An 11,952-nucleotide genomic window follows, 5' to 3' on the forward strand; every position below is an offset into this window, starting at 1 on the left:
GAAACCGACTTTTTCAACAGAATCGGCCAGAAGCGGCCCTTTGTCCAACCTGCTACGCTGATCTCACAAGACCTTGCCTTCATCACTGAGTCTTACCGCTTCTGCGACTTTGCCAGCATTAAAGCCAATCCGCTCAATAAGTCGGCGTAGCAAGCCTGGCGCTCTCGCCACCAGCCCCTGGCTGCGTGGCACCGTCACTAGGTCACGCCTCTGCTCAATGCACTCCACCAGGGCGGTGACCACCCTCTCCAGTGCTACGAACTGCCAGATCCCCTGATGATTGTTCCAGACTAGGGTGGAAGACGGCCCAGCGATGACTGCCTCCATCATCGGCGTCTGGAAGAAGGTCGGGTGGAGTGATCCGACGCCCACGCCGTGCTGACGAAGCTCCAGGCGCAAGCTGTTACATAGGGCCCAAACTCCAGCCTTGCTGGCGGTGTAGGCTGTATTCAATGGCGAATGAACGAAAGCGGCCATGGACGAGATGGCCAGTAGATAGCCCTGGCGCCCCTTAACGTAGGGCAGCGCAGCGCGGAAGGTGCGGGCCACGCCGTTAAGGTTGATATCGATGACCCGCTCAAACGTGGCTGGATCGATGTACTCCAGGGCAACCACCGAGCTGACGCCAGCGCCGGCGACCACGACATCAATTGCGCCGAAGTGCTGCGCAGCCTTCTTCAGAGCTGTCTCCAGACTCTCAATCGAGCGCACGTTGGCCACCCAACCGGCGGCGACATCAGGTCCACCCAACGCCGCAGCCATAACGCTCAGGCTATCCAGATCAAGATCTAGCAAGACCAGCTTCGCGCCTTTGTCGCGCAGTGCCTGCGCGGCGGCCCTGCCGAGCCCCCCTGTGGCGCCGGTGATGGCGATGACGCGGCCGTTCAGCGAGTAGCTTTTCATGTGTGAACCTTATGCAAGTAGTAGGACATCAACTTGGGGTCTGGGTACGAACGGATTCTTCCAACTCGTGGAGCAATCTTTGCAGGCGGGCATGGCGTGCCAGATGCCAGTCGGTGAAAACGTTGAACAGGCCCCGCATCAGGGAGATGGGCGCCCAGCGAGCCGGTACCACGATGCGCGGCTGGCGCTTTTGCAGACCGCGCACCATGCCACGTGCCACCTTTTCCGGTGCAATCGCCCGATGCAGAAAGGCCGGCAATAGGGCCTCGTTCATCTGGGTGGCGATGGCGTTGCCACCGAAGGCAACCTTGGCAATAGCGGTCGCCGTCCAGCCGGGATAGAGCACGCTGGCGCTGGCCCCGGTCGCACTCAACTCAGCGCGCAGCGAGCGGGTCAGCGACTCCACCGCCGCCTTGCTCGCGGCATAGGGCGCGTTGGCCACGCCGTTCAAGTAGGCATAGGTCGACGACGTGACCAGCACCTGACCCCGGTTGCGCACGACTTCCGGCAGTGCGGCGCGCATCGTGTGCCACACCCCAAACAGATCCACTTCAATGATGCGGCGGAACTCCACTTCGTCGCAGGTGCGTAGGGTCGCCGGTACACCTCGCCAGGAGATGCCGGCATTGGCGAAGGCCACATCGAGACGGCCGAAGTGTTCAACTGCCTGCCGCACCACTGTCTTTGCCGCCTCGGCGTCAGTAACGTCGAACGCCAGCGGCAACACACGTTGGCTATTGAACTCCTGAGCCAGTTGGTCCACCGCCTCCTGCGAGGTATCGGTTAGCACAAGGCTGGCGCCATGCGCATAGAGTTCGCGTGCACTGGCGGCACCGATGCCGCCAGCTGCGCCGGTGATCAGCACCACTTTGCCTTTAAGATGGTACATATTCTTATCTCTTCGTTGGGATGCTTGGCACGTTGCGCTTGAGGAAGTCGAGTTGATCACTCACCACCTGCTCGAAGGCTTCGCCCACATAAATATCGAAATGCCCATGGGCATAGCGCTTGATCTCATGACGTGGCGCGCGCCGGGCGTGACGCAGCGTCCGCTTCGCCGGTGCCACGCTGTCGGTATCACACACGCAAAACAGCACGGGGACCTGGATACGTGGCGTGCTGTGCCCTGGGTAGTAGCGAATGATGTCCAAGGCAAAGCGCGCAGCGGCCTCTTTGCGGATACGCGCACCCGACGGGATCAGTCCGTTATAGCCACTCCAGGCATCCGGCGATGTCATGAATGCCGTATCTCCGGGTTGACCGGTAAGCGGCACAAGAATGGGCTTGGCGCCGAACCACGAGCCCATGCGGTCGGTCAAGGCCAACACGGTGAGTCGAAGTGACACCAGGGGTTCGGTGGCCAGAAAGGAGCTCAGGCCGTCGGTGAAAGGACATTGGGAGATGACTGCGGTCACCCTGGCATCATCGGCGGCGGTGGCCAGCACATGGCCGCCACCAAACGAAGTGCCCCATATAACAATCCGCTGCGGGTCGACATCCGCGAGGTGGCGAGCGTGATCTATCGCGGCTTTCCAGTCCTCGAGCTGGCGGTCGATATCCAGCAGTTGCCGTGGCTCGCCTTCGCTGTCGCCGAAGTGGCGATAGTCGAACACCATGCAAGCGTAACCGGCGGCGGCGAAGCGTTCGGCAAAGGCAGGCAGACGCATCTTGCGCGTTCCGCCAAGTCCATGTGCCATCACCACCATCGGGAAAGGTCCGGCGCCCAATGGGCGATAAAAGTCGGCAACACAACGCGAACCGTTGGAGAGGAACTGGATTGTCGCCGGTGCGAAAAGATCGGTGATCGTGCTCATGAACGGCATCTGCTGGAATGGCTGGGGTGCCGTCATTCTCGACAGCTGCCGCAAGGAAGGCTTGACGGTATCCGACGCCCCGCTTGACACTTTGCGCCAAACAACAAAAGGCCAACCAGCCTAAAGAGGCCCGATGAGCCAGCCTTTGTATCGGCGCGTGGTGCCAGAGACCTACGTGCAACTGCTTTATGAATACCTGGAGGCGCTCGGTCATGAGCCCGAGTCGGTACTTGGCCAGCCCTGGCCCACACCTACCCAAGAGGGGGCCGGCGGCGTTAACGTGGAATGCTGGGATCGCTTGTTGGTGAGAGCGGCGCAAGTATTAGACGATCCACTGTTAGGACTGCACCTCGGTCAAACCATCAGCGCCCGGCATATCGGTGTGCTCGGATCGGTGCTGCTGGCCTGCGATAATCTCGGTACAGCTCTGCAACGCTTGGAACGCTACATTCGCCTGGTATACGACGTCATTCCCATGACTCGCCGCGACGGCGATGGTTGGTTCGAGCTGGTCTGGGATGTCAGCCAGTATCAGCCCGGCCCCTTGGTGAACGAAGTTGGTATGGTTGCCATCGTGCAGTTCTGCCGTGCCTTAGTGCGCGGCACCGCCAATCCGTTGCGGATCGATTTCAGTCACCCCGGGCCCCTCGACCTCAGCCCGTATGAAGCTTTCTTCGGCTGCCCGGTACGCTTCGGCCAGGTCGAGGCGGTCCTGCGTTTCTCCGCGCAACTGCTTGAGTTGCCCTTAAAAAGCCCCGATCCGGTGCTGGTCTCCCTGTTGGAACAGCATGCGGATCGCCTACTGGCGCAGTTACCACAGCAAGAGGAGTTCGTGGAACAGCTGCGCAAGGTCATCACCCATGCCCTGCGCAAAGGTGAGCCGAGTATAGAGCGGATAAGCCCCCAACTGGGCACCTCGTCACGCACGCTACAGCGCCGTCTACAAGAGGCCGGTACCAGCTTTCGTCATGAACTGAACCTGGTCCGCCAGGAACTGGCTCTGTCGTACCTGCGCGATCCACGCCTGCAAATCGTGGATATCGCCATGCTGCTGGGCTATTCGGAGCACAGCGCCTTTACTCGCGCCTTCAAGGAATGGAATGGAAGATCGCCCCATGAGGCCAGGCAACTGAATTCGGAACCTTACTGAGCAGGGAGTCCGTGGAGGTAAGGACGGCTTTAGGGAGCAGGCCAGTATCTGATCAGCCCTGGGACTTCATGCCCTTTATGAGTGGCTGCAGATGGCCGATTCTGTTGAAAAAGTCGCTCGGCCGCAGAAATGGGGGCCGACTTTTTTCAACAGCATCGGCCGCAAGCGGCCAGTCACTCGGAAGAGAGCGATCTCGTGGGATCTGGCCGATTGCGTCGTGTAGCGTCGCTCGAGCTAATGGGTAGTCTGATGATCAAAGGCTGTTCCAGTGCATGATGAACTGCGTCGAGACAGCACCGATCTTGATCCGGCAGAACCCGCCAGGGCGATAGTTACTGCACGTTTTTCAGCTTGATTACATCACCGGATACTTTGGTGGTGTAGCCGCTCAGGACCCAGGCCCAGAACCAATTTTCCTGCACTTGCGTATTGATCATCGCATCGCCCCCCTTGGCCTCGATTGCAGCGTTCTGGGCGCGGACGAAACGGCTGTTCTGGCGGATCGGAATCACACCGAACAACATCAGGCCAGTGGCGGTTGCTTCGCTGTGACCCACCACGATGTATTGGCTGCTGTCATAGTGCGGCGAGGTTATCGGGGCTCCGGTGCAACCCGCCAGAATCAGGCCGAAAACACCACCGGCTACAACTTTACTGAGGTACTTCACTGAACAACTCCATGGCAGAAATCCCAGGATCCAATTCCGGGGGACGACACTCTAACCGCCCCGCTGGCCATTTGAAAACAATCGATTCGAAGCGGGCCAAAGGTCAGAGGCTGCTTCTGGCCGTTACCGGCCTGGAGCGGCCACTCGTGAGGATTGGTGACTACTTCAGACCTTCCTTAGGTCAGGGCGTTATCGTTTCACAGACAAGATCCTGCGGCGCACCGCCCTTGAATGGAACAATACATTTTTTAATGAATTCAGGTGCTGGCTCAAGGGGCATTATTTCAAAAGTGAGAATTAACTTATCCTCCTTGAATTCACCTTTTTTTAACTCGACTTGGGTGAACCCGTCGAGGAAACTTTTCCCATCAATAGAGCATAGTTCTTTTTCTTTTAGTATTTCCCCCTTCCCCCCGGGCAGGAGCGCTTGAACTCTGACGCAGGGAGAATCGAAGGATCTCAAATATCTAACTATGTAATTGTCTATCTTCCCCGCATCAGCTTGATAGACCCGCTTGTAGTCAAATTCGGCCGCTGTTGCAGATGACAGGCAAGCCAGCCCTAGTATAATGTAAGATATCGGATATAAAGTACGCATTACTGACTCTCCAGGTAACGGGTTCTTTCGAAAAATCTGTTCGGAGGCACGCTTTCCCAGTTGCTTTGTCTAGATATTTCTTGTTTGATTTTCTCTAGGTTGTTTTTAACGAACGGCTCTTGAATAAATTTTCTGGACGACACGTGGTAATCGCCTCGATATCGAAGATCAATAATGATGTCTTGTATTTTTTTGTTGATAGAATCCCATTGCAAGGCACCGTATTTTTCTTGGTTGCTGATTGTTCCGGAGACTCTTAAAATATCTGCCCTCATGAATTCATAAGTATTGGCAAACAATAGGTATTGCTGTTTTCGCGTTATTGTATGCTGCCTGATTTCTTTGGTGGCACTGTCCAAATATGTTTTCGCTGCTTGCCCCTGCTTTCCTTTAGCCCCGACCAACCATGACAGCAGCGGCTCTTTTACTCCAGCATTGGTTAAGTCTGTCCTTGGATCAGCTTGTTGACCTAAGTCGTAACCACGGCCGACTGTCACCCCCGACACCCCCTGTGGCCAATGCACCACTCGGCTAAAGTAGCGATGCAAAGGATGACCGGCATCCTCAAAGTCATTACCTTCGACATCAAAAGTCAACTGACCACAAGGCACTTTTAGCCACTTCAAATCATTATCATCGGCCGGGCAGGTGAAATTGCCGAGCAATCCCACTAAGTGAAAATGCCATGCCTTTCCATCACCCGGCAGTCCAGAATCTTTCCACCATGATAATTTCTCGATTCTTTTCTTCTCGTTGGCCCAGTTCAAGTTAGGTTGTGAAGGTGTGTGATTTAGCAGTGGGTCAAGCTCATCCCACTTCTCGGCGTCCCAAAACCATTCACTTTCGTAACGCGTCATCAGTTGCGATATCGATTGGGCATGCCAGAGCTTACCTAGCGCGAAGTGGATTTCCTCGAGGCTGAATTTGTTGTCTTTGTTGGTATCGATGATGTCGTAAAGTCTTTGCTTGATCGGGCCTGTATCCGCTTGGCTGATTTTGGCACGATAGTTTTCTCGCTCTTCATCGCTGAGCAAGCGACGGGCATCCAGAAGATGGGCAAGATGATCGACCGGTTTTCCATGCTCCTCGATGAAATCAAAACCCTCCCACTCCCAAGGGCTGTGACGAGTGGTGATCAAGTCTTGTTCAGCCAACCAGCCGCTGATTGGTTTACCCTCTTCATCCGCCAGCAAATTTTCCAGGCGCCACCAGTGAGTAACTTGAGGAGGTGTATTTGCGGAAAAGGTTTTAGTATCGGTCAACTGATGGGTGATTGGCAGATCCTCCAGAACCCTTTGAGGAACAATAAGGTCAACTCCAACAATCGAGCCTTTCATACAGATATCAGGTGGATTTTGGGCGCTGATACCGTCCTTATGCTCAATCAGTCGACTCGCACCTTTATGAATTTTTAGCAGCGGCTTCTGTTTTTCCTCAAGAGTCTTTGCGAGGCTCCGACTTTTGCCGATGAATGCTGGCACGTCATCACAACTGAAAATCTCCAAATGCAACAGTGATTCTACCTCACTAACACTGGCGTTTTGATAAGGTCCCAGATGCCCGACCACTTCCCCGGCCTTGATGTCGTAAGGTTCAGGTAACAAATGAAAGATATCGGTCACAGGTTTGCTGGGTTGGGCTTGCAAAGCGCTTATTGCCACATAGCCGTGGATATTCTTTGAACTTTCAGTTGTCAGCGGGGAGGTGCTGGTGCCCTCAGTGAAAGTGCTGATCTTACGGTATTCGCCGCTGCCTTCTTCCAGAGTCAATTTCACCCCTTGCGGTAGGACGGCAGTGATCGAGTTTCTTTGTTTACCCCTTGCAGTGCTGTAGACATTCAGCCCTTTACCAGGTAATAGCTCAGGGTTGTAGTCATTGGATTGCACGGAAACTAGGTAAGTGTCGGAGCCAACGGCCTCTAGTTCTCCGGTATCAATCCACGCTTCACCGATAGTTTGAGGAAAGGAATTTCCGTCGAGAATTGCGCTCAGCTTTTTCCATTTCCCATTAGGTGCCGGCGCTGATTCGGCGGTTCTGATTTTTGCTCCTTTAGGTAAGAGAGCATTTTTTACACGGTGACCGGGTGTTCCGGGGGCGCCAGCTCTGGTGCTCGCTCCAAGAAAATGATCGACCACTTTTTCCGCTTTAGGGCTGTAGGTGATCGGGCCGAAGAACGCTGCAGGCTGCGGAGCATCGTCTTTCAGGTAGCCTGCCCAATCAAGCAGATGCATGTAGAGGCTGTAGAAGGTCAACTCGCCGACTGGTGGTGCGTCCTTAACTTGATCGCTATTATTGCTAGGCAGCTCGAGTCGGTGTTTTACCAGTACAAGTCCTCTGGAATAGGGGGCTTGCACAACACGCATATGCTCACCGAAGTATTCTGTGATAGGGGCACTCTCGTCGATTCGATATGCAATTACCTGTCCGTCGGCAATACAGCGCACTGAGGATTGGTCGAGAAAATCACCCGTTCCTTTGTCAAAATGAATACCACCATGCCAAGAACCATTGGTGGCCATCGGATAGAACCCGCCAAGGGCTTTAGCCAGTGCTTCGTAGTATTGCCGTGGATCCTGCGCCTCAAAGCCTTGTGTACCTGCCCCCTTTAACTTGAATGGGTATGCCCAGTGTTCGACTTTTTTCTGCTTATCCATGACCTAATCCTGCTATCCATTTCCTTTGGCCCGCCTGCTAATTTCAACAAGCTGTTTTGACCGTAACGTCTGCGAAGGGCGCCGATAGTAAAGGCTTAGCGAAGCTCCGAACAAGTCCTAAAATATACTGAAAGACAACCACACCACTTGATTTCAACCCTGAATCCCCCTCCGGGTTTCCTAGACGCCTTCAAATGACCGCTTTTGGCCGAAAGTGGCCGTTGGCTTTCGCATGGAAAGCGGTTTTTATGCGTTTCGTAGTGCATTCTGGGTTCTAGCTCCGATCAATCCTAGTGGGCACTGATCGCCGAGTTGGCATACGTATATCGCTGCGACGACTCCTAATCGACGCGCTGTTCTGGTAGGTTATGACGCTCACAAGGATTTTTGACAGGAGGTCATAGTGGCTAAGCCCGCAGCGCGTAAAAGCGATCTATACAGTTGCCCTTTGCCGGGGCACGGTATCAACCCTATCGCATCAGGATCACCCGACGTGTTCTTCGACGGCCTTCCCGCAGCGACTCAGGGCGACACCTGCACTTGCGGTAGTGCGCTCTCTTCAGGGCTGTCTGCGACCGTGTTCATCAACGGAAAGAATGCGGCGACCAGCGATACCGAAGGCACACACGGCGGTATTGTGATTGGTGGTTCGGGGACTGTGATAATTGGCGATACCCATACACCCTGCGAGTTTATTCCTCCCGCGCCGTTAGCTGGTTACGCGCGCTGGATCGGCTTCAGAATTCCCGCTGACGAAAGCTATAAGGGCTTATCGTGCACCGCGCATTTCGAAGACGGGTCATCACTGACAGGTGTATTTAATAAAGATAACGCCGTTAAGTTTTCGAATCTGTCCGGTAAGACCTGCGTGATGCTCAAGTTTGAAGAGCAAGCCTCCGCAGAGGCCCCCTCTCTCACCGAGAGCCTATTGAACACAATTTTAGGATAAGGACCATCCTATGACAGAGCCGTACATTGTCACCGGCAGCTATGTCGTTCAGCGTGAGCACGCCTTGCAAGACTCTCCCCTCGACAGGGCGTTAGAACTGATGGAGGGCACGGCGCTGAGGTTTTCTCTGGATGCCATCTCTGATGAAAAAATCAGGGCAAGCTACACCAAGAACATTAAACGCATATCCCAGCAAACCCGCGATGACGTGAAGGCTGGAAAGATTACGGCGCAAGAAGGTGTGAAGTTCAGTCATGAGATGCGAAACAAAATCATGATGGAGCATCGCAAATTCACCTCTGCGCAGGGTTTGGCAATCGTCCAAAGGAAGAAAAAAGAAGGACGGGGGCTCAAAACGCTTTTAGATATGTACTCTGAAAGCCTATTCCAAAAGGGTTACGACAGCCTTTCAGACGTAGAAAAGAACAAGGTCCACTACACCATTCTGGAATCTGCGGGCCGGGATAATGCCAGATTCACGGCCGGCACAAAGAAAATGCTGATCATGGGCAAACTCGGCGTTCTGGTGACGGCTGCTCTGGCGACCTATCAAATATTGAATGCTGAAAACAAACCCAAAGAAGCGGCGCGCCAAGGCATCATCGCCGGTGCTGGTGCGGTAGGCGGTATCCTTGCAGGGATGGGTGTTAGCACGATCTGTGGCCCTGCTGCCCCCATTTGTGCGATTGCAGTTGTCTTGGCTGGGACAGTCGCCGGCGGTGTCGCAGGCGAAGCGGTGGCTAGCTCACTGGATGAAGAGCTGGAGGAGTTCACACATTGGGACATCTTCTGACTGAACCACAGCTGACAAAGGTCAGAGCCGCACTCTCCGAGCCATTCAACGATTTCCCAGTCGAATATGACTATGTAGCGAAGAAGGTCAGAGGCGTCGCCCCTGACATTCTGTACGAAATCCTTTATTCAGAGGTCGCACCGGTGTGTTTCACCAATCTTGTAGCAGCTGTGCCTCCGGTATGGACGGGCTTTGATCCTGACATACTCAGAGTCTCGATAGAGGAAAGGCTGGCCGCAAGAAAGCGAAATTGGTTTCGCAGGCAGTTCGATAAAGTGCTGGTTCGCTGGCTGCGATACAACTACGCCTACATCTGGAAGGAAATCGCCAGCAGGCTTTGAACCCGAACGCACAATGGACCAGCGACTCGCTAAAGATTATGAAAAGCCTCTGACCATTTCTGGCTGTTTTCTGCTCATATTGATTGGCTGTTGTCGCTGATACCCAATTGACCCGGCTACCGAAATTTGGCTGACCCAAGCCTTGGCGTTGTAAGTATTAGCAGGTCTGACTTTGAGTTGATCACTGATGGAGCAGCTTTAAGTCTGCATCTGGGTTAACTCTGCATCAGCGATAACAGCCTGCCTTCATCGGATGGCATAAACCTACTATTGGTGGACCTCTCGGGTAGGCTGCGCTATCTTGCCGCCGCTACCGAAAATGCGAGCTATCGCTGTGTACTCGTTATGAATGAATAAAAGGATTGTTCATGGAACTGGTAATGAGAAGTCGGCTTTTTGCGGTACTGATCGGCTTGGGATTCATCGCTTTAGACCAGTGGGTCAAGGTACAGGCACTACTTACGCTGCAATCTGACAGTTTTAGACTCGGCGGTAGCTTCGCCTGGCTAAATATCGCCTTGAGCCTGAACGCTGGAGCATTCCTGAGCCTGGGCGCGGGGTTAGCACCGGGGGTGAAACAGCTGATTTTTATCGTCGGTGTGGCAGCCTTTGTGTGCTGGGCCACCTGGTGGGCCTTGGCATGTTGGGTTAGTTCTCCGGTCAAGGCAGCAGCGGTCTACTTCATTGCATTGGGCGGTGCTTCTAACCTGATTGATCGAGTGTTTCGTGAGGGGCATGTGGTCGACTATCTGATCCTCAACCTTGGATCAGTGCATACCGGTGTTTTCAATATTGCCGATATTGCCATCATGGTAGGTGCCGGAGTGTTGCTATTGGATGAATTGAGAAGGCACCGCAAAGCGTAAGTAACTGGAGTGTTCCCTCTGAAGCATGGCTATGACCGCTTTTGGCCGATTCTGTTGAAAAAGTCGGTTTCGGTTTTCACGACAGAAAAGTACGCGTCTGAAATTGAAATCCGCGTTTCGAGCAGAGGGTTCAGGACTCGGATTTCACGTAGGAGCGTGCAAAGAACGTTTACACCGCTCAATGCATGGACAGTCAGCCCGGGTCGATTTTTTCAACAGAATCGGCCGTTAGCTGCACTTCAGCTTCCTGTCAAAAGCGGATGATTGTGACGACGGCTTAATATCTGGACACCCTAGGCGCTGACGTTCCACGCACCTCGGGTGATCAGGTTGGGCGCTCATAACCTTCGCCGCGAATGCACGTCATACAGCGCCGTCGCATGCTTATAACTTCTTGACGGCCATCATGATTTTATAGTTCTGCTTCCACTGTCCATCAGTAGCAAGGCTTTCAAATCCGCTACGACAGGTGATCTCATATGGGGCGCTGTCGAGACAAGCAGGCCAGTCTACATAGGTTGATCTCTTTTCTTTGCCTTCTGTCCAGATGTCGACGAGAACGACAGCGTATCTGTGCTCTATCTTGAAATCTCCGAGCCCGCGCTCCAGCATTTCGTGGTGAGGCTGATGTGACATTCGCTGAATATCGTGCTTCGTTTCGACAATTTTCTTGTTGAGATTTGAAAACCTTTTGGACTCAATGAGAAAGCAGCTTTTTCTGACTTTATCGAACACTATCGCGTCAATATGTAGCTTTTTTTCAGCACTTAAGGGCGCTTCGTACCATGCAAACGCCTGGTCACCAAGCACCTGCTCCAACGCGCTGGCAAAATTATTGGTCAGGTTTCTCTCCGTAAAACCTGTGCTCTTATGCGCAGGGTAATAGTTGTTCAAGATAAAGCTGTATTTGATGATGGTATTATCGAACGCAGTCTGCAAAGCCCATTGAATATCGGTCACTATAAAATCTCCATCAATATCGAGTGCAGGGTGGCTTGACGCCGCACCTGAAATACCAGCTGCCTGAGGGCGTACAGTGAGCATGTATGCCTTGGTGGACAGGAGAGCTAGAAAAAACGGTCTGGGGGGATTAGGTCGCTAGTATGGTTGACCTCAGATATTTGCCAGCAGCGACTAAGCCTCATCTGCGGATTCCACGCCATTCGGCCACCCAGTCCACGCACATCCGGCCACCTGTTCCACGATCATCCGGCCG

The 11,952-nt window shown here is 53.8% G+C and carries 12 protein-coding genes; 5 read left to right on the forward strand and 7 right to left on the reverse strand.

Annotation, left to right across the window (positions count from 1 at the left end):
* Window positions 1-63: 63 nt before the first annotated feature.
* Genes M5B99_RS04125 through M5B99_RS04135 form a run of 3 tightly spaced genes read right to left on the reverse strand, consistent with a single transcriptional unit; the run spans window position 64 to window position 2,717 of the window.
* Window positions 64-903: an SDR family NAD(P)-dependent oxidoreductase gene (locus M5B99_RS04125; RefSeq protein WP_248767584.1), complete on the reverse strand. Its 840-nt coding sequence runs from the start codon at window positions 901-903 to the stop codon at window positions 64-66.
* Window positions 904-931: 28 nt separating this feature from the next.
* A complete protein-coding gene (locus M5B99_RS04130) occupies window positions 932-1,792 on the reverse strand; it encodes an SDR family NAD(P)-dependent oxidoreductase (protein ID WP_248801144.1) in 861 nt (286 codons plus the stop codon).
* A 4-nt stretch (window positions 1,793-1,796) separates the two neighbouring features.
* A complete protein-coding gene (locus M5B99_RS04135; RefSeq protein ID WP_248802768.1) occupies window positions 1,797-2,717 on the reverse strand; it encodes an alpha/beta hydrolase in 921 nt (306 codons plus the stop codon).
* Window positions 2,718-2,850: 133 nt separating this feature from the next.
* Between M5B99_RS04135 and M5B99_RS04140 the strand changes: the two genes are divergently transcribed.
* Window positions 2,851-3,867 carry an AraC family transcriptional regulator gene (locus M5B99_RS04140; protein ID WP_248802769.1) on the forward strand — a complete coding sequence of 339 codons (1,017 nt, stop codon included), beginning with the start codon at window positions 2,851-2,853 and terminating at the stop codon, window positions 3,865-3,867.
* A gap of 332 nt (window positions 3,868-4,199) precedes the next feature.
* Here the strand turns inward: M5B99_RS04140 and M5B99_RS04145 are convergent, their stop codons facing one another.
* The 3 genes from M5B99_RS04145 to M5B99_RS04155 all read right to left on the reverse strand — a co-directional run bounded on the left by M5B99_RS04145 (window position 4,200) and on the right by M5B99_RS04155 (window position 7,787).
* Window positions 4,200-4,535, reverse strand: a complete 336-nt coding sequence (locus M5B99_RS04145) for a hypothetical protein (RefSeq protein ID WP_248802770.1) — start codon at window positions 4,533-4,535, stop codon at window positions 4,200-4,202.
* 181 nt (window positions 4,536-4,716) lie between these two features.
* Complete coding sequence (locus M5B99_RS04150; protein ID WP_248802771.1) at window positions 4,717-5,133, reverse strand: hypothetical protein; 417 nt, start codon at window positions 5,131-5,133, stop codon at window positions 4,717-4,719.
* Window positions 5,133-7,787 carry a pesticin C-terminus-like muramidase gene (locus tag M5B99_RS04155; RefSeq protein ID WP_248802772.1) on the reverse strand — a complete coding sequence of 885 codons (2,655 nt, stop codon included), beginning with the start codon at window positions 7,785-7,787 and terminating at the stop codon, window positions 5,133-5,135. The genes M5B99_RS04150 and M5B99_RS04155 overlap by 1 nt, the downstream gene beginning before the upstream one ends.
* A gap of 403 nt (window positions 7,788-8,190) precedes the next feature.
* Here M5B99_RS04155 and M5B99_RS04160 point away from each other — a divergent pair, with 403 nt between their 5' ends.
* From M5B99_RS04160 to M5B99_RS04175, 4 genes are all read left to right on the forward strand, one after another.
* Window positions 8,191-8,736 (forward strand): PAAR domain-containing protein, encoded by a 546-nt coding sequence (locus M5B99_RS04160; RefSeq protein ID WP_248802773.1) that lies wholly within the window; start codon window positions 8,191-8,193, stop codon window positions 8,734-8,736.
* A gap of 10 nt (window positions 8,737-8,746) precedes the next feature.
* Window positions 8,747-9,529: a hypothetical protein gene (locus M5B99_RS04165; protein ID WP_248802774.1), complete on the forward strand. Its 783-nt coding sequence runs from the start codon at window positions 8,747-8,749 to the stop codon at window positions 9,527-9,529.
* A complete protein-coding gene (locus tag M5B99_RS04170; RefSeq protein WP_248802775.1) occupies window positions 9,514-9,870 on the forward strand; it encodes a hypothetical protein in 357 nt (118 codons plus the stop codon). Before M5B99_RS04165 ends, M5B99_RS04170 begins: the two co-directional genes overlap by 16 nt.
* A gap of 368 nt (window positions 9,871-10,238) precedes the next feature.
* A complete protein-coding gene (locus tag M5B99_RS04175; RefSeq protein WP_248802776.1) occupies window positions 10,239-10,736 on the forward strand; it encodes a signal peptidase II in 498 nt (165 codons plus the stop codon).
* Between the two features lie 384 nt (window positions 10,737-11,120).
* On the opposite strand, the gene M5B99_RS04180 is transcribed toward M5B99_RS04175, so the two are convergent.
* On the reverse strand, window positions 11,121-11,780 hold the full coding sequence (locus M5B99_RS04180; RefSeq protein ID WP_248802777.1) for a hypothetical protein: 660 nt from the start codon (window positions 11,778-11,780) through the stop codon (window positions 11,121-11,123).
* Between the last annotated feature and the right edge of the window lie 172 nt (window positions 11,781-11,952).

Origin of the sequence: Pseudomonas sp. MWU13-2100 (assembly GCF_023242365.1) — a bacterium.
GTDB lineage: Bacteria > Pseudomonadota > Gammaproteobacteria > Pseudomonadales > Pseudomonadaceae > Aquipseudomonas.

Excerpts from the sequence above, each read along its gene's own strand:
- M5B99_RS04180 (WP_248802777.1), bottom strand. The coding sequence starts at position 11,780 with ATGCTCACTGTACGCCCTCAGGCAGCTGGTATTTCAGGTGCGGCGTCA.
- M5B99_RS04135 (WP_248802768.1), bottom strand. The coding sequence starts at position 2,717 with ATGAGCACGATCACCGATCTTTTCGCACCGGCGACAATCCAGTTCCTC.
- M5B99_RS04165 (WP_248802774.1), top strand. The coding sequence starts at position 8,747 with ATGACAGAGCCGTACATTGTCACCGGCAGCTATGTCGTTCAGCGTGAG.
- M5B99_RS04175 (WP_248802776.1), top strand. The coding sequence starts at position 10,239 with ATGGAACTGGTAATGAGAAGTCGGCTTTTTGCGGTACTGATCGGCTTG.
- M5B99_RS04140 (WP_248802769.1), top strand. The coding sequence starts at position 2,851 with ATGAGCCAGCCTTTGTATCGGCGCGTGGTGCCAGAGACCTACGTGCAA.
- M5B99_RS04125 (WP_248767584.1), bottom strand. The coding sequence starts at position 903 with ATGAAAAGCTACTCGCTGAACGGCCGCGTCATCGCCATCACCGGCGCC.
- M5B99_RS04150 (WP_248802771.1), bottom strand. The coding sequence starts at position 5,133 with ATGCGTACTTTATATCCGATATCTTACATTATACTAGGGCTGGCTTGC.
- M5B99_RS04130 (WP_248801144.1), bottom strand. The coding sequence starts at position 1,792 with ATGTACCATCTTAAAGGCAAAGTGGTGCTGATCACCGGCGCAGCTGGC.
- M5B99_RS04155 (WP_248802772.1), bottom strand. The coding sequence starts at position 7,787 with ATGGATAAGCAGAAAAAAGTCGAACACTGGGCATACCCATTCAAGTTA.